Here is a 21,317-nt window from a genome sequence, read left to right on the forward strand (position 1 = left end):
TGAGTAATAAACTCCCCATCAATAGGCGCCACGACTTTGAATCACAGCTGTCACTGTACGCCACAGAAGCACCAGGTCAAGCCATACACTCCAGTTATGAACGTACCACATATCCATGGCCACGCGCTCAGGATATGTGGTATCACTTCGACCACTCACCTGCCAGAGGCCTGTGATTCCAGGGAGTACCATGTAGTATTCTTTAATATACTGTTCATACCTAGGCACTTCTTTCTGTACAATCGGACGGGGACCTACCAGAGACATTTCCCCCTTCAGTACATTGAGAAGCTGCGGAAGTTCATCCAGACTGGTCTTTCGAAGAAAAGCACCACTTTTCGTAATACGTGGATCATTTTTCAGTTTAAAATCCCGTTCCCATTCTTCTTTTGCCTTTGGATCTGTGGCCAGAAGTTTTTCCAGTCGTTCTTTCGAATCTACGACCATAGAGCGGAATTTGTAGCAGTCGAATTCTTTTCCATCCTTGCCCACCCGACGCTGTTTATAGATTGCCGGTCCTTGCGAATCCGTTTTTATCCATACACAAATTCCAAGAAATAATGGGAGCAGGAATAAACCTCCACTAAGCGTCAGAACAACATCAAATATCCGCTTAATAATCTGATTCAGCCGAAACGCCAAATTATTTTTAATATTTAAGAGCATAATCCGGGTGTCAAAGAAAGATTCCACTTCCACATTTGACATCGGTACGCCTACCAGATTTGGAACTACGCTTACATAGGGAACCAGTGTCTGTGCCCGATAGAGGAGATGATTCATCTGGTCCTGTGGAAGTCCCGGTGCCGCAATGATTACATTCTGAATCCCGGTTTCAGCAATTACCTTTTCCAGATCATTAAAACCTCCAAGAATCGGATATACATCGGCATAGCGGGAAGATGGTTCAAAATCCTCAAGGAATCCGGCTACCCTATAGTTAATGAATACGTTGTTTTTTCCTTCATCAATCGCTGCATCGGCTGTCTTTCCGGCACCTACTACCAGAACAGGAATCTGAAGTCCTGGCATTTTACGGATGCATAAGGCAGTAATATATTTTTCAATTACCAGGAACAGGTAGACAATAACCGCAAAAAGTCCTACATACAGCCGTGATACCTGACCGGATACCTGGGTAAGGAACATAAGGATGATGGAAAAGGCGATACCTCCCAGACAGGCTTTAAACAGTTTTTCCAGCATCTGTGTGCTGGTATAGTGCTTGGAATATATCCCGGCAAATACCAGCGCCAGAAGGAATACGGCAGGTGTCACTATATAGATGTATATGGCGCTTACCTGAAAAATATTGCCCATCAGCAAATTTCTGATATGGAAGGCTATCCATTCGGCCAGTAAAATCCCCACATAATCTCCGCAAAGATATATGGCTTTGCTTATAAGGCGAATCAGAGAAGCACTGCGAGGCTTCTTTTTCTGTTTTCTTTCTGCATGGTTAATCCACTGCTGCATGCTTTTCTCCGTTGTTAACTAGATATACAAATTTCGATATTCTCGTTATAGTCAAATAGGTATCCCCTTTCTTTAAATTGGAGATACCTATTTCAGTTCGTATTGCTTTCCAGCATATGGTCGAGTATCTGGACGATTTCGAGTGCGCTGTCCTTTTTATCATTGCCACAGGCAAGTGCCATTTGCTTGAGTTTATCTTCATTTTTCAGCAGACCGTCGACTGTGTCCGCCAGTTCATTTTTCCTAATCCAGACGGCACATCCCTGTTCTTCCAGATGCTGGGCGTTTGCCCGTTCCTGTCCGGGAAGGGCGTTGACCAAAACCACAGGCAGATTCATGGTCAGCGCTTCTGTACAGGTGAGCGCGCCAAATCCTCGGAAGGGACGCAGTACACATCCAGATGTTTGTACACCCAGAGCTGATGAATATCAAAGTCGGTAATGACTCCGAGAAGAGGGGTATTAATGTCCCCTTCCTTCTTCAGCAGATTGGCTGCACAGGCCGGAAATGGATGGGTAAACAATAGGGCATCCGGTTTCAAGACGGTAATCAGCCTCTTCATCCGCTTTCGGAAACTCCAGGAAAGAAGACTCTGAAACGTTGTTCCTAAATGCCTGTTCTGTGAATTGCTATATAGACTATCGTACATTTCAGGGAATATACGAATCATTTTCAGGTAAGATTCTTTTAAGACGTGATCAATGGAAAGAACATCCCTGGACAGAAAATCCAGCACGCGAACCGCATCATCGGGATGAACCTGTTTGATGGTCTCCGCAATAGCCCGAGCCGCCTGAGAATGCCCCTCTCCAATAGAAGCCGTCATGATGAAAAATTTACGTTTCTTCTGCATTTTTCTCCTCATATATATTTATATATTCTAACATAAAAGTAAGACTCTGTGTAGGAGAAGATGAGATGAAACTCATGGACCGCAAAAATGGCATTGCCATTTCCGAGACTGCAAATCCCGTTGGGGATTCGAGACTGCAAGCCTTCGGCTCGGGACAGCAAAATTATTCATCCCCCAAATTTCCGTGAAGAGCCATTTAATTCTAATAGACGATATATATCAACTTGATTCATATAAAATCACCTCCCATAGTTTTTAAAGTATCAATAGCGTCTAATAACTTCTAATAACTTCTAATAACTTCTAATAATACTAAACAAAAAAACAGATAATATATAGTTTCATCAAACCCTTCAAATCCCTTCAAATTTATTGGTGTAATTATTTTCGCCAATAACTTTAATTGGTCGCCGAACAGGCATGACATAAACCCCCAGTTCAACTGGGGGTTGGTAAAAATATTCTTATAGAAAAGGAAAGAACCTCCCGTGATACAATGATGATGGTCTGGCAACCACATCATTAGTCAAAGAAGGTTCAGTGTCAATGAATGACGTAAAAAGTTTATCACATACGAAATGGAGATGTAAATATCATATAGTATTTGCACCAAAATACAGACGACAAGCGATTTATGGAAAACTGAAAGTTGATATCGGTAAAATACTCAGAGATTTATGCAATCGCAAACATGTCGAGATATTAGAGGCTGAATGTTGCCCAGATCATATCCATATGCTAGTAGCGATTCCCCACATTTAAGCGTATCGTCGTTTATGGGATATCTGAAAAGCAAGAGTAGCCTCATGATATTCGATAAACACGCACATTTAAAATATAAGTATGGAAATCGTCATTTCTGGTGTAGAGGATATTATGTGAATACGGTCGGGAGATACGAAGGTGCGATAAAAGAGTGCATTCGTAACCAACTACAAGAAGATATAGAGCAAGATACTCTAAATTTTAAAGAATATACTGACCCGTTTCACGGGTGGTATATGATTAAATTAATTATAGCATAATAATCGTAGATATGGTAAAAATTCCTCCCAGCCATAGAGTCTCATATAAGTATTTATGTTGCTACTCAACTATTAGCATTTATACTATTACTCAGCTAATTGGTAATATGTATATTTACTGCTGCCAACCTTCTCTAGTTGACCTGAATCCTTCAACTTACTAATAATCCTATACGCTTGAGACTTACTTATATGTAATAACTCTTCTACATCAGTGCGCGTTATTTTCGATTGCTGTTTTGCCAATGTTACTACTAATTCCTCATACCGAGTCTCGTCGATATCCGCGTAACGTACCTATTGAATCGCTTCCCCTGTTGAACGATACACCTTAGCATCCAACATATATTCTTTATGAATTCCACTGCCTCGTGTTTCCACCAATCCTAGTGAAAGTAACTGTTCCAGTTGTACTTTAGTAAACACATCAGGTAAATTAGCAATATTGGAAATCTCCTCTACGGTTGCTCTTTGAATGTTTCGTAATGCATTTAGCACTAAGAGAGCTTTCACAGACAAACTACGGCCTTGTTTAGATTGTTCTTGTACCACCATCGAAACAAAAGCCTTGTCTGGCACAATTCTTGGTAATACCACTCGAACCAAGGTATTCGTAGATTGAGAATAATCGGGCAAAGTACTACCATATTGTAAAAAACCTTCAAAAATACGATCGATACCTCGGCCTGATTGTTCCGCTAGACCAATTCGTTTTAATGCATCTGCCAACACAGGATTTCTACCGTGTGGTTCCGCCTCAAGCAAATTAGATAGAGTTATCCCTTCAATGAATCCACCTGGATTACTAATGATAACTCCCGCATCCTCAAAAGAAATACGTACACGACCTAATTTAGTATAATCTCGATGACAATACGCATTCACAATTGCTTCGCGAAAAGCCCTTGGAGCAATATTAGGAATTTTTATTTGGAATAATCCATCCTCTAACTCAACAAATCGATTCCAATTTCGCAGAATCCCCTCTGCCTGTTCAAGCACAGATAATAATGGATAAACTCCAGATTCATTCAGCTGTACAGCTGTTCCATCTAACACTTGTATGCCAGACTCCGCCGTTGGAACAAGTTGTGCAATGCGGTCAGCCTTACCTAATAGTACAAGATCCGCCAACGTAGGTACGCGTTGGCCCTCAGATGTTATCGTGAGTCGTAATGCATTCAATAACTCTTGGTCATCTAATTCTAATAGATAGCTTTCACCACTATAAGAACGAATGATGCGGCGTAACATTTTTCCCGATGATGTAGCAATAATCTCTCGTCGTTTTGGTACCTCAATCACGACGATGGGCTGCTCATAAGAATAGTCCACCTCAGCACGCACGGCTACAGGTGGTACCGTTTTATTAAAAATGAAAGCCCCTAAATTCGTTATATTACCAATATTTCAACTCGCGCGTGAGTTAAAATCGTGAGTGAGCGTGAGTTAGATAATATCATGTTTATACCTCTGTAAATTCCGTCCTTTTATATTATTCTCTAACACTAACAAAACAGCTACCCCATTTGGTTCTGAATAGTTCCTCCACACGCAAGGCACTGTCATCTATCTCATTATCACTCGCCAACCTAGCATCATCGGCATAAACATCCCGCCCTACAATCAACACAACTTGTTTCTGCTCAATCCAAGTTACAAATCCATCCACCGTTTGCTGTGAAAATCTATGCATCAGTATCACCGCTACATTACTATTTGTTAGTAATGTACGAATCATAGCTATTGTAATCCCTTCACTCTGTTGATCGTCCTTATGAAAGTTAATTTCCTTCTGATTCAACATCGCTTTCTGAGCCGACTCAAATAAATACGGTTCTTTCAATAACCGTAACGAGGAAATTTGTAGAAATTGGCATAATCGCGCTATCTCTGATTCCATCTTATTTTGCCCGAAATCTGATTTCACAGTATCTTGCCGTCCAACAATTTGCTCAACGTCTTGTCCGTCGTCCCCATCCGCTTGGCAAACTCCGTCTGCGTCATGCCCCAACTTTCAATAATTCGTTTCACATGCATCCCTGGGTGAAAGTTAATTTAGAAGTTATAAACACAGTCACAACGCGTATTACCGTGTGCCCAGCATTCCTCTCCGATGTTCCGCAGGAACGAGGCATGCTAACCCATCGCCTGTGCTAAACACAACCGGATGCACCAAGCCGTGCTCTACACCACACCTCTACACGGGTGCTGTTGCTCAGCCCCACACCTACACAAAAAACATTAGAGGTCTAAATACCACCCACCACAAAATGTGGGGCCAGACAATTAATCCCAAACACACCACGGCATTCACACCAACCATATCCAACCACGCTCACCTCTACACCAACATAGAGCCGTACGTAACATCCACCTCCCGGGCACCTCCAATGAAAAAATCTCCCTTACCTATTTCGCAGCGACATTACGCCGCTGAATGCCCAAAGGGCAATTCAGCAGGCGTTAGGAGCCAGAAATAGGTATGAGAGATTTTTGCTTTCTTTATCTATGTTTAATTAACCACGCCGTCAGCATTTCCCACCGTTCAGCGTCCGCCCGATGATTATCCACATTAAAGTATTGTGGCACAGGCTCGGTACTGAGGATATGTTCTTCCCCGTAATCACCACGAGTGGCGCCCATCATCGTATCCGTCATCCATTGATAAGGGGTAACGATACAATCAGGAGATGGTTCAAATAGAGATGGGGCAATAGAATAATATTCAAAGCCCTTTGGTGCCACCGCCTCAATAATGGTCGGCATGATACTCATATGACTACCAATGGTGGCCTTAATCTGAGATTGATCGAGCTCTGGATGCTGCACCAAACCAACGGTGCAGAACATTTCACGTAACGTGTAATCTCGATGCAAATAGGACGTATGGTTCAACTCGCCAAATAACTGCGAATGGTCACCAGTGACCACAAATAAACTATCTGGATGTGCGGCTTTCATGGCTTTCACAAAATTGAACAGGGCACGATCCGCATAGCGATAGGTAGCGAGCATTTTATTGCGTTTCTTGTCCGATTTCACATCATCTGGCGCATGAGGCATAACCACCTCTGGATCGTAATCCAGCACCTCGTCCTCAATCTTGTAGGGACCGTGATTAGACGTGGTATAAATGAAATGGAACGTCGGTTCATCCATATCAGCAATGCGGTCCGCAATGGTTTCTAGGAACACATGGTCATATACGCCAACCCACGTTTTCGGCGCATCAGGACCACAGAAAATGGACGCACTCTCCACTTGGTCAAACCCTTGGGCCGTTCCAAAATGGTTAAAGTTCCCATAGGACGCATTCCCACCATACCAATACACCGTTTTATAGCCTAACTGACGCATCTGATGGGCCAATGCCGTCGGTAGCGGCTCCTTCCAAAACGATTCACGTTCATTGATTTCCATGCCCGCATCATACAAACCAGACATGAGACTCACGATAGACGGACGCGACACATTACCAGCAGGCAAGAAATTCGCCACCTGCGCCGTATGCGGATCTTCCTTGAAATCCCACAACCCAGGACAAATATTCAAGGGCTTGTACATCTCATCTAACGTCCACTGCGGAATACTCTCCCCAACGAGGAGGAAAATATGCTTTGGCCGCTTGATGCGAGGACCTTGTGCCACACGGTGAAAGGCCCGTAAGGGATTATCTAATTTCTGCCACGAATGTTTATACGCCTCCGGAATCACCGCCGTAATAGATTCGGCCAGTTCCTCATCAGATTTCGTATACGCTTCATGTAGCTTTTGTTTATATGCCTTTTCTAAGGCCACCAAATCATCCATAGTAGCGCGAGCAAAGAATAAATCTTCTTTCACCAATGTAGGAATGGTGTCCCACTCGGGTTTATCATCGTGAATCAAGGTGCCCCCATAGCGGAACCAATAAAACCCAAGAATGGATCCGACAAATAAAAGGGTATTAAATGCGTAGTGCATCCAATCCGCACTCAACGCAGGATACGCAATAGAGGGTAATCCCAAAAACCAAGCGCCACAGAACCAGGACAATAAGCCAACGGGAATGAACCCGAGCAAAATCCACCAACCATGATCTTGATTAAAAAAGATATCCACTAAATTATGCTTCTCTGCATTGCGACCATAATGAATGGTGTAATTATAGGTATCATGGAAATGCTTGTAAAAGATGAGCTTCCCTGCAAAGGCTGCGTAAATGACAAGACCATATACTGTCATTGCCACAAGACGAAGGGTATCGCCCATAGTTTCCCACCCTGGCCACATGAGCCCAGGCAAGGTAATAAGCACGAAAGGAATTAAAAATACGTACGCATTAAAATCCATGCCCCACCAAAATCCGTAGCGAAATGCACCACGAACCACATTCCACCGCCCTTTAAGTGAATCATAGGGGCTGTAAATATAAATAAATACGGCCCTAAATAATGCACACAAAATAGGCGGATATAGGAATAACTTAATATTCTGTTGTATTGATGCAAAAAACTGTTCGCCCATAGTATCCTTATAGTGATTTAATAAATTAATAACTATTATCTTGACTAATTAATTATACCACCACTGAGGGGCGGATGCACTAGCGAGGTAATAGAATTCTAGTCACTCTCCACACACTCCTATGAAAAAATCTCCCATACCTATTTCCCAGCGACATTACGTCGCCGATTGCCCAAAGGGCAATTCGGCAGGCGTTAGGAGCCAGAAATACGGTATAGGAGATTTTTGTTATTTTATTATTTTTGCTCTTTAAGCGCTTTAATTTTCGGTCCCAATATTCTCTTATACACCTCAACCCCAGGCTGATCAAAGGCATCAACGCCGGCCAAGATGGATTCATAGAATATAGCCCAACAATACATATACATGAGCTCGCCCAAATGGAATGCATTGAGCTCAGGCAATTCAATGGTCATATTGAAACGGTTATCACTAGTGAGGGCCTCTTGATTCGAATCGAGGGCCACATTCAATATTTGACTCAATCCAATATTAGAAATAGCCTCTAATTTCGCGAATTGACCATAGCTATTCGGCACAATCAAATCATCACCCCAAGATTTAATCTTGATGAACTGTACCACCTTGTTCAGACGACCTTCTTGATGCTCTTGTACCTGTGCATGCATATCTGTCGTACCCACTGCAGCTACTGGGGTACGACTATACGGGCCTTGATGTTCCCGTTGCTTACCAAGGGACTCCGCCAATAACTGTACATACCAGTCAGATAGAGAACGTAAACAATCCCCATAAGGCATGAATACTTCAATGACACGTCCATATGTTTCAGCGGAAATATATTTTAATACGGCACTCAACAAAGCCGGATTTTCAAACACATGATCTGTTTGACATGCTCTATCCATAGATCGTGCACCAGCCAAAAACTGCTGCACATCAAATCCAATGAGCGCCCCCATAGTGAGACTCACCTCAGTAAATACCGAGAAACGTCCACCTACACCATATGGCACGGAAAATGTCTTCCATCCATTTTCAAGGGCCATGGCATGTAATATAGTCGGATTCTCTGTAGATTCTGTATCTGTAATGGCAATCACTTCATAATCGATGTAATGTCCTTTCAGAGCATTCTCTAAAATCATAAAGTTCGCCATCGGTTCAATAGTGGATCCAGATTTGGAATTTACCATTAACAATACTTTATAGGGATCATAATGACGATCCACAAAATCCCCATCCGTTGGCATATTGAACTCGTAATCATCAGAACCATCACTACTAACCATACCGATAATCTGTTTGGCCCGCGCATCAGAATCATGATAAATACGAGTCAAAATACCTTGTAAATAACGCGCATCTGCATTATACCCTGCAAAATATACCTTAGGATAACCATTGCGCTCCTCATCAGACATTTGATTCCAAAACGAACCACATTGTACATCAAATAAAACCTTACTGCCTAAATAGGATCCACCAATGCCAAGAGAAATAACCGCATCAAAATTATTACGACCATATTGACGTAACCGTTCCAAACGCTCCATTAATTGAGGCGTATTAATACCATTTTCCTCAACATATGGCAACTGAGAAAATAATACGGGCTCTGGTGTCCCATCCTTCGATACATGACCTTCCACGACACCAGTACGACGCATGGACTGTGCTAACTCATGGGCCTCACGCACCTTATCCACCATCGCATCCACATTCCCCGACTGAATGCAATGCTCATTATATATGTCTTTATAATCTAATATAAATCCCGATGAAAGTTTCAATTCACTCATAAACTAATTCCTCAATTACGACAACTTCACCCTACATATATTGCCGATAATAACAGATAGCCACTTGCTATCCCACATTATTAACATCTAACACTTGCTATAAATCTCATACTATATAATTTCGCTCTATTGATATGATTTATTCTAATATATATTATATTATGTTTACTCTCAATATCCAAATTATTTTTCTTAAAGTACGCAAAAGGGACCGACTACTAACGGTCCCTTAACTAGAACAAAAACACTTCATTATGAAGTCTAGGCTAACTATCCTATATAATTATATGATAAGCCGGTAAATTACTTAAATGTCCAAAACTTATTAATCACAAAATTAATCGGCACAGTTGTCATCAGCACAATAATTGGAGAAATCCATTCTGAAAGCCCCATCCAATCAACTAGTAACCATAATAATACACTAGTTAATACTAATGACAGTGTATAAGTAGCATAAGTTCTTAACAATGGTAATAACAGTGGCACCTGCTTCTTGAGCATACGCTCTTGTTGAATCGCTAGAACTAGAGTCAATCACTATTACTTCTTCCGGATGAAGGCTCTGCTCGTTAATCTGTTGCATTAGGGTTTGGAAATTATCCTCTCCATTATAGGTAGGTATAATTACTGCAAATGATTTCATTCTATCCCCTTTCCCTAACTGCGAATATTATTTACTAAAAACTATCTACATCTAGATTTTTCAAATAGTCTGATAAATCACGTTTAATATCTTGCTTTCTCAAACCATATTCAATACTAGCCTTCAAAAATCCTAAGCGATCTCCAGTATCATAACGAACTCCTTCATAAGCTAATGCATAAATTGGTGTTTCTAACCGTGCTAATGCATCTGTCAATTGGATTTCATTGCCCGCACCTGGTTTTGTATTTTCTAAAGAATCAAAAATGTCTGGAGTTAAAATATAACGACCTAATACAGCCAAATTAGATGGTGCCATTTCTCTAGATGGTTTTTCTACTAAACCTTGTACTCTATATAAGTTATCTTCAATTTGTTCACCAGATACAATACCATAAGAACTCACTTTATCATCTGGTACAAATTGTGCACCCAATACAGACCCTTGATACTCATCATAACAATCCATCAATTGTTTTAAACAAGGATTTTCTGGATTATATACAATGTCATCACCAAGTAACACAGCAAATGGTTCATCACCAATAAATGCCTTTGCACAATAAATAGCATCTCCTAAACCACGAGGAGATTTTTGACGAATAAAATGCACCTTAATATCTGCCAATTTACGAACCATATCCAATTGTTTTTGTTTACCTTGTTGTTGTAATAATTGTTCAAGTTCGATACTACTATCAAAGTGATCTTCAATAGCACGCTTATTACGGCCTGTAATAATTAAAATTTCTTCAATCCCCGAATCAATAGCTTCTTGAACAATATATTGTATGGCTGGAGTATCAACAATTGGTAACATTTCCTTTGGTTGTGCCTTTGTAGCCGGCAAAAAACGCGTCCCAAACCCCGCTGCAGGGATTACGGCTTTTCTAATTTTATTAAGAGACATACTACACTCCTTTTGTATACAAAGAAAAAGGACTTCTATCCTAAATATCACAAGGCAGAAATCCCCTTTCAAATCAATAACACACTATGTTTATCTTATGCCTTATTTTCACATATTTATATCGATAACCATCGATTATTTATTATCAATATTAACTTATTTTGATAGTACTTTGGTATAACCTAAGACTTATATGAAATATATTTTAATTGCCATAAGATTCCCAATATAAAATACATAATCCGTAAACCAGATGAATTATCTAAAGTATATTCAAATTGACCAAACAAGAATATATACCCAATAATAGCACCACATGCTGCTAAATCATATGGATTTTTATCTTTCATCCAATTTTTAAAACTATCTATCACCAAAAACAAATAAAATCCTACTACTCCAATAAAACCAATGGCCCCAACTTCACTAATTAATTGGAAAAAATTACTATGCGCATGATATAAATGTTGTGTTTCGCGCGGTAATCGATACATTAATTCATAATAATCTCTCCATTGACCAATACCAACACCTATTAATGGATGATCTTTAAACATATTAACGGAGCTTTGCCAAACATCAAATCGTCCTAAATTAGAACCATCGGTAGTTGTATTAGCAATAGAGTAAAATTTAGCTACATAAAAAGGTTGTGAAGCAAATAAAGCAATAACAGTAGCAATAACAGCCAAAGATAAAATTAAATACTTTTTCTTAGCCCAAATATATTGCCAAGATGCAAAAGGAAACAGTAATAGTGTAAAAATCCAAGACCCTCTACTCTGATTTCCATGCATACCAAAGAACATTGAAAAAAGAGCAAAGAAAGAACTCTGTTTTACATAGTTAGGAAATACTGAGTCCCATAATGCTACCAGCATAACTGGTGTCATCATAACCATAATGCCTGCAATAGTTAATGGACTAGATCCAAAACCATACCCACGTGGCACATATCCTATGATAGGCTGAATAAACGCCACTAAATTATCTATACCAAATACCAATAAAAATATTGCCAACATAGTAAGCAATGTATTTTTATTTTTTATGCCTAATACAATAATAGCAAATACAGGGATTCTCCAAATCCACACGTTAAAGAATTCTGGAAATGAAACTGATATATTACCTGTAAATAATACAGAAGGTAATAAAAATAACAACATAATACCATAGGCTTTTGCATATTTTTTCACATATGTTGGAATTTTGTATGTATGACGTTGTTTATAAATTAATATACCAGTAAGTAAAATGGCTAATACATAGCTAATTTGCCCTATAGCCATAGATAGCCTTGTAATACAGGCCATAATAGTAATAAAAATAGCAATATAGGTTTCTAATGAAACATGCTTCAATTTGCTAAACATAGAGTCCCCCTATCTAATAAAAGAATATTATAGCTTTTATCTCAACAATTGTGTTACAAATTCTTCATGCCCAAAATCGTGATTAGCACATTCTAAGGCTTGATAAATATCTGCCATATGAGTTGTGTATTCTTGAACCCACTGTTCTAGTTCTCGTTGCAATACATTTACATCGGTAATATCAATAAAGGCACCAATAGGGTATTTTTCTAATACCTCTGGATTGATTTCACGAGATTGGAGTATACACTTATTAAATCCAATAGCCGTAAAGAGCATAGCACTCCAGTGATACAGATACCGTTTAGCCCCATAAGGCAAGACAATAACATCTACATCTAATAACGCTCGTTCCCAATCAGGACCAATCAAACTCTTATGAACAAATGATATTTGATCGTATTGCTCATAGTTTTTCTGCATCTCCTCAAATAATTGGGAGTCCTCTGGTTTTGCCGTTGCCCCTTGTACCACAAGATTCACAGGTCGATTAAATTGAGCTTTTATAAAGGCATCGAGGAAAGGAATAATATTTTTTTCTTTTCGGAATTGTCCAAAAACACCTAATGTTAGAGGTTTCTCATCCATCTTTGTTGATGATACATCTATAATTCCATCACCCTGTGTGGCAGGCTCCGTGTTTGTAGTCACATCTTCAGTATACTCAGAGTTTTTACTTATATGAACTGGTTTAAATACTGGTGGGATAATACAATCAACATTATCCAAGTTCTCACTATCTAAATTATGGCATAAGGTAATGACCTTGAGATGGATATTTTTATACGATGCAATGAGTTTTGCTGCTTTCACAAAGTTAGCTTGTTCCTTATTATTGATACCGTGGAAAATAATATACACAGGCACAGGGCTATCCTTGAGTTTTGTATCTACGATAGCCTTGACGTAGCGATACGTCGCTGTAGGAATGATAATGGCATCACATTCACCAGCCATAGCCTTGTCATAAGCGCTATTAAACCAAGCACGACGTCGTTTTTCACGAAGTATAGATAACCATAGTTTTTTTAGTGGACTGACCCCAGCATAGGTCACAACCTCACCACCAGATAAGTAGGAAACATCAGTTTTGTAATCTATCTTGAATGGAAAATTTTCAGGTACAAAAAAAACAGTCTCGTCACCACGACGTTTTACTTCATTCACAAGAATGCGATCAAATTCAACCTCATGGCCAGCTGGCATAATGATGCTCTCTAATATAGCAATTTTCATCGTGCACCTCCATAATCCGATTATAATTTACCACCAGATTTATACAAATAGTAAAGCTTCACATATTTTGTCATAGTATAGAAATAATGATTTACGGATAAAATATATCCCATTTTTCCATCCTTAAATCCACCTTGTAAAATATACATTTTAATAAAGGCCCACAATGGACGGAATATAATGTCTTTTACAAAGGATACCTTTTTATTACGTTCTTGGTATTGTATGGCTAATAAGGATGTATATTGGTTAAATTTACGGAAATATTGATCCCAATTATCGTAAGTATAGTGATATAGAATACCTTTGAGATTACTTTCATCATAGGGGGATGTCAATTTTTCATGTACATTACCCAATACCATGGCACCATCTCTAGGACAGAGACGTAAAACCCAATCTGGACGTAATACACCATGTGTAGCCTCATTATGATGGAATTTATTTTCCCGTTGTACTAGATAGGATCCTTTTTCTGGATTATTAATGGCATCTTGCATAGACTTTGCCAATTCTTCAGAAATTCGTTCATCTGCATCAAGGAAAAAAATCCATTCACCTTGAGACTCCTTAATAGCAAAGTTTTTTTGTTGTTCCCAACTGCCATCAAGACCGTGTTGTATTACACGCGCCCCTAATTCTTGAGCTAATGTCACGGTTCGATCTTTACTAAAATCATCAATAACAAGAATATCATCAGCAAATTTAGCACTATTGATACAATCTACAATATTTTGTTCTTCATTTTTAGCTAAAATAATGACAGTTAATTTACTCATGTACTATGTCTCATTTCTTATTTACTAAATCCTATTTAGCATTTCCGTGACGCATACGCCATGCTGCGAGTTCGCGCATTGTGTTCATTGTTGTTTGGAACGTAGCTGGCATGGATGCATCTTCTGTATAAATACCTTTGCTATCCATCCATAGACGATGGTTGAATTCAAATGGTTCTGTTTTAAATAAACTTGGTACCATCGCCTCATAGGTTTGACCTGATCGCCCTACGAGTTCAGCAAGGGTTGGAATAATTTGAATACTCATACCAAATTGGTCATTTGGCATCATCATTGGGGTAATACCTTGACCATAGAAAATAATAGGAATCGTGGATACCACCTCTAGACCTATGTCACGGGCAAAGGTGAATCTTTCACTATGATCGCCAGTGATAACGAAAATAGAACTCTGATCTTGTTGTTCCATGGCCGTGATAAATTCGCCCATCACATGGTCCGCATACCAGAAATGGCCGATTTCATTGACACGTTGTTCCGTATTTTCAATGGTGTCTGGCATATGATTTACGACCTTAGAAGCATCAAAACCTTCTTGTTTCAAATTCAAACTATACGGAGGATGGTTCGATGTGGTCATAATGACATTTAGGATTTTCTCGTTTTTATGGGCCGCCATGTAGGATTCAATGGCCTTGAACAAGGCTTTATCCGGTACGCCCCAGGCATTACCGCTGTCATCATTCATTTCTGATGCATCATGGAATTCATCGAACCCTTGTGAAAGTGCGAAATCTTTCACATTTTGCCATGTACTGAAACCACCATACCAGAATACTGTTTTATAGCCCAATTGTTTCATCACAGGGCCGATACCTAATCCATAAGGCTGTTTATAACTGATACCTTCGTAATTTGGATATAATCCTACGTCTGGCATACCTGTGAGCAAACCATTGATAGCCGGCATGGTACCTGTTCCTTGCGCCAGAGCATATTTCGTATGCATCGCATTAGGTGCATTAGCGAATTTCTTGCCCTCCGCCACTACATAATTACCGATACCATCAAATTCTGGTAAAAATGGCCATAAACCATAGGATTCACCTAAAATAACATATACTGCATTAGGTTGCTGATTTAATTTAGCCTCTGTAATCGTTTTAGTAAAGGATTCATCAAAACTTTTACCATTAGGATTTGCCCCGATAGATGCTAATTTTTCAGATAATTCCTGTGGCGTCAATTGAATCTCTGCCATTTTACTCATCCGTTTCGCTATGGATTGTACTCGGTATAGAGCCTGCGGATCATCTAAAATCGCCTCGTTTAAAAGATTAGATTTCGTTCGCGCTGCCGATTCCCAATTAATGGAATTCGCGTAATTAAAGGCACCGCCATAGCGAACAAATATAGCCAATACCGCAAAAGCTAGAAAACCACCAACACCACAAATCCATTGTTGACGTTTCGTAGACGGTTCCCATTCAATGGTATTCGTGTGGAGTACACGTTTTAATAGATAGATTATGATACCACTCGTTACAAGGCCACCAATCAAAAATGGAATGGCGTGGTATTCATTAATACCTGTATTGATTATGGCGTTAATATCATCATTTTTACCATTAATAAGCATCATATTATAGCCAGAATTGAATATAGTATAGTACGGAATACGTCCGAAGAATAGCAATGTAAGTACTAACGTAGCGATACTATAGATAGTGAATCGAATGGTCCCGGATTTCCATTTTTTGTAAATCATCTGTGGAACCGTAGCAAACACCAATCCCAACAATGCAATAGAACCCGCTGTTTTGAGACTCAACCGAAACCCTAACCACATGGCCTCTAAAATTTCAGGTATCATCGTACTGGCTAATTGGGTATTAAATATACCAATAAACACAGCTCTGAAAACGGATAATAGCACAATAAAGAACACAAAGCCCTTTGCTTCTTGTTGTGCATTTTTAATAAATAATTTCCAACGACTCATATATTTTTCCACTACACACTGTTCTTTATACACACACTACATATATTTATTGTGATACTTTTTACATTTGTCTGTTTTACAGGAATTACCTTTACCACATAGACATGTATGTTGTCTCTGATCAGACTCTACTTTTTTTTAGCATCCTTGGATGTTACGTTTGCTTTTTTATCCTTGGTATTATCCTTAGATTTATTCTTAAGCTTATCTTTTGATTTCTTGTCTTTTTTAGATTTTTTGAACTCAGACTTGAGTTTCTTGGCCTCTTTTTTAAGAGACTTAGCATTTTGTTTTAGGGATTTCTTGGAAATCTTGCCGCTATCGATATCTTCTTTAACCTTTGTGTACACTTGGTTCAAAAGTTCCATCACGATGTGAGGCACCTCTACGTTTGTAGTATCAATGGGTTTTAATTTAATATTTTGTAGGTCAGCGTGTTTAGAAGTATCTATTACATCACTCTTTGAACTATTTGTTACGTCATTATTTACATGACCTTGAGAGCCGTAATAATCATCTAAATCATCAATGATATCGTTGTGAGACGTGTCATCAAGGTCAATATGATCAGCATCATTTTTTACTGATGTAAATGGTTCCATTTCTATATGGCAATTCATATTGATGATGCCGTCTGTTTCGTCATCGGGATCAATTACATTCGATGTACTTGGTGCATTTTGCATATTCGGTGCATGTAATGTATTTGGCGTATTAGATTTATTAGGCGCAATTGGTGCATCTTGTGATAAATCCTGTTCCAGTGATTCATACACATGAAGGAGGGCCATACGGTCCTGAATATCCTCAATCTGATTCCACAAATTATTCAAAAGGGACGTGTAATACAAACGTTCCTTAACCTCCAAGTAGGCTTGATATACCACCTGTAACTCGTCACGAGTTAATCCCTCATCCGTACCAATTTCTTCGATAATTTGTTGAATATGTTGATCCTGTCCATATTTTTCCTTTAGAGACTGTCGTATCGATTGAATTAATTTAGCATCTACAATGCCATGTATTTGTTTCATTCCTTACTCTCCGTTCTAGTAAACGCTACGAGTTAGCGTTTACATTCATAATACTTTATTATAGCAGAAAATAGAGGAATTTACTTGAAATGAACACTAAAACTCTTTAGAATAATAAAGAGATAGTAGATGTTTGTTATCTGTGCTTTTACAAGAGGCATCTACAGAGTAAAAAGGAGAAACAAATTCACATGGATAGTGACCTGACCCTAGATTTTATTATTATTATTGCCCTCATTGTTGCGAATGGATTATTTTCCATGACAGAGCTAGCCATCGTCAATGCGCGGAAACGCAAATTGGAGGAGATGGCAGAGGATGGTAATGAAAGAGCAAAAAAGGCCTTTGAATTAGCGGAGAATCCAAACCAAATGTTTTCTACCATTCAAATTGGTATTACCCTCGTCGGTATTTTAACTGGTTTGTACTCTGGTGCGACCTTCTCAGGTCCGTTAGAGGAGGTATTGGTATCTGCGTTCCCAAGTATGGCCACCTACGCTGCATCAGCTAGTTCTTTCATCATCGTAGCCATCATTACTTACCTGTCCTTGGTCATCGGCGAATTGGTGCCAAAACGATTGGCCCTCAATTCCCCTGAATCCATCGCGGTGCTCGTGGCGAAACCAATTTATTGGTTATCTGTGAGTTTAAAACCCATCGTTGTATTTTTGGGCTATTCCACGGATTTCCTATTAAAAATTCTAGGCGTAAAAATAAAAGAAGAATCCCCTGTTACGGAATCTGAAATCAACAAAATGCTCACCGACGGCGTGGCCCTCGGCGCTTACGAAGAAGAAGAACCAATCATGGTTGAAAATATCTTTCACCTGGCGGACATGAATGCAGCCGACGTTATGACGCCGCGCACGCAATTGAAATGGATTGATTTGAACGGCACGGACGAGGAAATCATGGATGTCCTCAAGAATGCCAATCATTACCGCATTCCTGTGGGCGAAGATTCCCTGGACGAATTGAAAGGCCTCATCACCGTTGCGGACGTGCTAGTGCAACACATGCAACAACCAGAGGATATGCCTATGTCCACCATCATCAAGAATTGTGTGAAAGAACCGTTGCTCGTTCCTGAAAGCATTACCTTGATGAAATTGCTCGATTTATTCCGTAATGAAGGTGTTCACGAAACAGTTGTCCTCGATGAATATGGCGGATTTAGCGGACTTGTAACCCTCCACGATATTATGGAGGAAATCGTAGGGCTCATGCCATCCGGTGAAGAAGAAATTCAAGAGGAAGAAAATCGTATCATTCAACGTACTGATAATTCCTGGCTCGTTGACGGTCTCCTCGACGTAGATGAATTCAAGGAATTCTTCCACATTAATCAAGAACTCCCTGGTGAAGAAGAAGATTTCTACAAGACCATGGGTGGTCTGTTAAATCTATTATTCGGTCGCATCCCTCGCGAAACTGATAAAGTAACATGGGAAGATTATACCTTCGAAATCATGGATATGGATAATACCCGTATCGATAAGATTTTAGTTACCTATGTGCCACCGGTAGTGGATGAAACTGAAGAAGCCGAAGAAAAAAATTAATACGACTACGATAAACACAAAATACCTCAGCCAATGTACTGATTCCTAATGTTAAGGGTTCATATCAATTGCTGAGGTATTTTTGTATTAATAGCGTCCGCCGCCACCGCCGTGGCCACCGTCAGAGGAATTAAATGTAATTCCTCCTCCGCCACGATTATTATTTTTAGGTTTCGGCACCACAGTTACATATTGATACATATATTGATCATTACTCTTTGTAACAGAGAAACTATTTGTATCAATATAATTATCTGCTGTTGCATTAGGTGTCACATTGCTCATAGAACTAATGAGTCCTTTTCGAGTTAACCATCCCACAAAGGCTGCTAATAAACCTGCAACTCCAAAAGATTCAGGGCTAAAATCCTTTTGCGGAGTCCAAGGTTCACCATTTTTTTCATAATAAAAAACGAGTTCACCCGTTTTGGTAGCATACATTTCGTAAGCACCACTATAATCCCCTTGCTTTAACAAAGGCACTACATATTCACTGATATACTCAATGCCGTATTGATTATCTATTTTTGCTTTCAATATTTTATCGGTGGAAATATACCATTGCCGTTGATCGCGCACCTGCAAAAACACGATAGTCCCATTCTCGCCGTGCTTGATATAGGAATCAATGAGTTTATTTGCGTATTTGCCAGGGTCCTGATTATTGATGGTAGACACCGTCACCACTGCCATGGTAATACCATGTTCCTTGCCAATTTTTTGTAACGTAGATGTTACGGCACTACGTTGCTGTGTATTAAGGAAACCTGCATTATCTACGATGCCAGAGCCATCTAATGTTAATAAAGATGTCATATTATCAATAGTGTTGCTGCCAATACCTTGATAGGATGTATTGACCGTTGATTGCTGCGAATTACTATTGTGTTGCTGATTTCTGTTAACAATATTTTCCTGCTGACTAGTACGTTGCATTTGTTGCGTATTGTTATTCTGACTATTCGTGTACGGATACGCAGACGTTGCTAGAGAACTGGTAAACACCAAACTCAAACAAACTACCAATACACTCATCACCGCTGCTATATATTTATTAGGATTCATAGTACACCTCCTAAACCAAGAATAGCTTGATGAGCTGATAACCAATGAGACCAGCCGCTAACATAGCGCCCGTAGGATAGAGGAGGGCCTTTTTCTTGTCATATGGCAAACTGCCTACGACTTTACCAGTCTGACCATTCATCATGAATGTGTAGGGCTGTTTATTGTACTGCGTCGTCACAATCCACACTGGCGCCAAGGCATAGTGCAGATCTCGTTTATCCTTATTGATGGCACTATCCATCAAGGACACGCGCATAAATCCATTTACCGTGCCATTCAAATACTCAACAGCCGTATTATTCACACGTTCATTGGCACGCGGTACCACCGCATCGGATTCCACATCATATTTATCCGCTAAATAACCCACGAGATAGGCCGTGCTGAACGGTTGCATTTCGCTGTAATCAAAGGGCTCGATGCTTTCCATATAGGTATCATCCATTTTTTTGCTACCGTCTACTGGGACTTTCACAAAATTCATTTGCCCCTCGCGTTCGCATTGATACACGCTGGTGGTCGTTACGATGGTATCGCCAGTATCCACGATCATATCGTTTTCGGCCTTGAAAATGCCCGATGCGGTCACGCTAGAATCGAACAACCAAAATGGTACGTACATGGGCTGAATGGCCTTGATACGATTTTCCTTTTTAAACAGATCCGGCAATAGTAATTTGCCCTTATAAAATTCCTTCAGCGCTGCCTCTGCATCTTCCTTCGTTTTTTTGAAAGGAATTACAAAATCTGGTTTCAACATGCCTGTGAAACGGTCCGGAATCATCGTCGGATTGCCACAATAACAACATTCCGTAGCGATGGTATTCTCATCGCACACGAGCTCAGCCCCGCAGGACGAGCAGGTGAAAGTAGTCAATCCAGCGCTTTCCTCATCGCTCCACTCTGTATTAGCAGATTTTACCTCCCATTTTTCTTCCTTTGCTGCCTGTGCCTTGGCCGCTAGTTCCTCTTGTTTTGCATAGAGGGTCTCAATAGTAGCAACCTCGAATTCTGTATTACAGTATTCACAAGTCACTGTGTCTTTGCCAGGTATAAAGGTCAGCGGCGCCCCGCAATTGGGGCATTTATAATTGACTGTAGTATCTGCCATATTTCC

Annotated in this window: 18 protein-coding genes and 1 pseudogene; 2 read left to right on the forward strand and 17 right to left on the reverse strand. The window is 39.8% G+C overall.

The window, feature by feature from the left end; genetic code table 11:
* Positions 1–18: 18 nt before the first annotated feature.
* The 3 genes from wbaP to RVY80_RS02415 all read right to left on the reverse strand — a co-directional run bounded on the left by wbaP (position 19) and on the right by RVY80_RS02415 (position 2,329).
* The gene (gene wbaP, locus RVY80_RS02405; RefSeq protein WP_317329518.1) at positions 19–1,476 is read right to left on the reverse strand and encodes an undecaprenyl-phosphate galactose phosphotransferase WbaP; all 1,458 of its coding nucleotides are present in this window, start codon (positions 1,474–1,476) and stop codon (positions 19–21) included.
* A 92-nt stretch (positions 1,477–1,568) separates the two neighbouring features.
* Complete coding sequence (locus RVY80_RS02410; protein ID WP_317329519.1) at positions 1,569–1,814, reverse strand: hypothetical protein; 246 nt, start codon at positions 1,812–1,814, stop codon at positions 1,569–1,571.
* A gap of 2 nt (positions 1,815–1,816) precedes the next feature.
* The gene (locus RVY80_RS02415) at positions 1,817–2,329 is read right to left on the reverse strand and encodes an MGDG synthase family glycosyltransferase (RefSeq protein ID WP_317329520.1); all 513 of its coding nucleotides are present in this window, start codon (positions 2,327–2,329) and stop codon (positions 1,817–1,819) included.
* Positions 2,330–2,875: 546 nt separating this feature from the next.
* Here RVY80_RS02415 and tnpA point away from each other — a divergent pair.
* Positions 2,876–3,354 (forward strand): annotated as a pseudogene (gene tnpA / locus RVY80_RS02420) (IS200/IS605 family transposase).
* 297 nt (positions 3,355–3,651) lie between these two features.
* Here the strand turns inward: tnpA and RVY80_RS02425 are convergent.
* The 12 genes from RVY80_RS02425 to RVY80_RS02475 form a co-directional block, all read right to left on the reverse strand.
* On the reverse strand, positions 3,652–4,689 hold the full coding sequence (locus RVY80_RS02425; protein WP_317329521.1) for an ATP-binding protein: 1,038 nt from the start codon (positions 4,687–4,689) through the stop codon (positions 3,652–3,654).
* A 160-nt stretch (positions 4,690–4,849) separates the two neighbouring features.
* Entirely contained in the window at positions 4,850–5,257 is a 408-nt protein-coding gene (locus tag RVY80_RS02430) for a hypothetical protein (RefSeq protein WP_317329522.1), read from the reverse strand.
* Positions 5,258–5,859: 602 nt separating this feature from the next.
* Positions 5,860–7,863, reverse strand: a complete 2,004-nt coding sequence (locus RVY80_RS02435; protein WP_317329523.1) for an LTA synthase family protein — start codon at positions 7,861–7,863, stop codon at positions 5,860–5,862.
* 236 nt (positions 7,864–8,099) lie between these two features.
* A complete protein-coding gene (locus RVY80_RS02440) occupies positions 8,100–9,626 on the reverse strand; it encodes a glucose-6-phosphate isomerase (RefSeq protein WP_317329524.1) in 1,527 nt (508 codons plus the stop codon).
* A gap of 303 nt (positions 9,627–9,929) precedes the next feature.
* Positions 9,930–10,130: a GtrA family protein gene (locus RVY80_RS02445; RefSeq protein ID WP_411040693.1), complete on the reverse strand. Its 201-nt coding sequence runs from the start codon at positions 10,128–10,130 to the stop codon at positions 9,930–9,932.
* Positions 10,051–10,272, reverse strand: coding sequence for a glycosyltransferase (locus tag RVY80_RS10195; RefSeq protein ID WP_411040689.1), 222 nt, complete (start codon positions 10,270–10,272; stop codon positions 10,051–10,053). Before RVY80_RS10195 ends, RVY80_RS02445 begins: the two co-directional genes overlap by 80 nt.
* Positions 10,273–10,306: 34 nt before the next feature.
* Positions 10,307–11,182: a UTP--glucose-1-phosphate uridylyltransferase GalU gene (gene galU, locus RVY80_RS02450; RefSeq protein WP_317329527.1), complete on the reverse strand. Its 876-nt coding sequence runs from the start codon at positions 11,180–11,182 to the stop codon at positions 10,307–10,309.
* Positions 11,183–11,364: 182 nt separating this feature from the next.
* Entirely contained in the window at positions 11,365–12,558 is a 1,194-nt protein-coding gene (locus tag RVY80_RS02455; protein ID WP_317329530.1) for an O-antigen ligase family protein, read from the reverse strand.
* A gap of 36 nt (positions 12,559–12,594) precedes the next feature.
* Positions 12,595–13,794: a glycosyltransferase gene (locus tag RVY80_RS02460; RefSeq protein ID WP_317329531.1), complete on the reverse strand. Its 1,200-nt coding sequence runs from the start codon at positions 13,792–13,794 to the stop codon at positions 12,595–12,597.
* Between the two features lie 20 nt (positions 13,795–13,814).
* On the reverse strand, positions 13,815–14,573 hold the full coding sequence (locus RVY80_RS02465; RefSeq protein ID WP_317329532.1) for a glycosyltransferase family 2 protein: 759 nt from the start codon (positions 14,571–14,573) through the stop codon (positions 13,815–13,817).
* A 31-nt stretch (positions 14,574–14,604) separates the two neighbouring features.
* Positions 14,605–16,536 (reverse strand): LTA synthase family protein, encoded by a 1,932-nt coding sequence (locus RVY80_RS02470; protein ID WP_317329534.1) that lies wholly within the window; start codon positions 16,534–16,536, stop codon positions 14,605–14,607.
* Between the two features lie 128 nt (positions 16,537–16,664).
* Positions 16,665–17,570, reverse strand: coding sequence for a hypothetical protein (locus tag RVY80_RS02475; protein ID WP_317329535.1), 906 nt, complete (start codon positions 17,568–17,570; stop codon positions 16,665–16,667).
* Positions 17,571–17,761: 191 nt separating this feature from the next.
* Between RVY80_RS02475 and RVY80_RS02480 the strand changes: the two genes are divergently transcribed.
* Positions 17,762–19,132: a hemolysin family protein gene (locus RVY80_RS02480; protein ID WP_317329536.1), complete on the forward strand. Its 1,371-nt coding sequence runs from the start codon at positions 17,762–17,764 to the stop codon at positions 19,130–19,132.
* An 87-nt stretch (positions 19,133–19,219) separates the two neighbouring features.
* Here the strand turns inward: RVY80_RS02480 and RVY80_RS02485 are convergent, their stop codons facing one another.
* Positions 19,220–20,197, reverse strand: a complete 978-nt coding sequence (locus RVY80_RS02485) for a TPM domain-containing protein (protein ID WP_317329537.1) — start codon at positions 20,195–20,197, stop codon at positions 19,220–19,222.
* A 10-nt stretch (positions 20,198–20,207) separates the two neighbouring features.
* Complete coding sequence (locus RVY80_RS02490) at positions 20,208–21,311, reverse strand: TFIIB-type zinc ribbon-containing protein (protein WP_317329538.1); 1,104 nt, start codon at positions 21,309–21,311, stop codon at positions 20,208–20,210.
* Between the last annotated feature and the right edge of the window lie 6 nt (positions 21,312–21,317).

Origin of the sequence: Veillonella absiana, from assembly GCF_032970865.1 — a bacterium.
Taxonomy (GTDB): Bacteria; Bacillota; Negativicutes; order Veillonellales; family Veillonellaceae; genus Veillonella; species Veillonella absiana.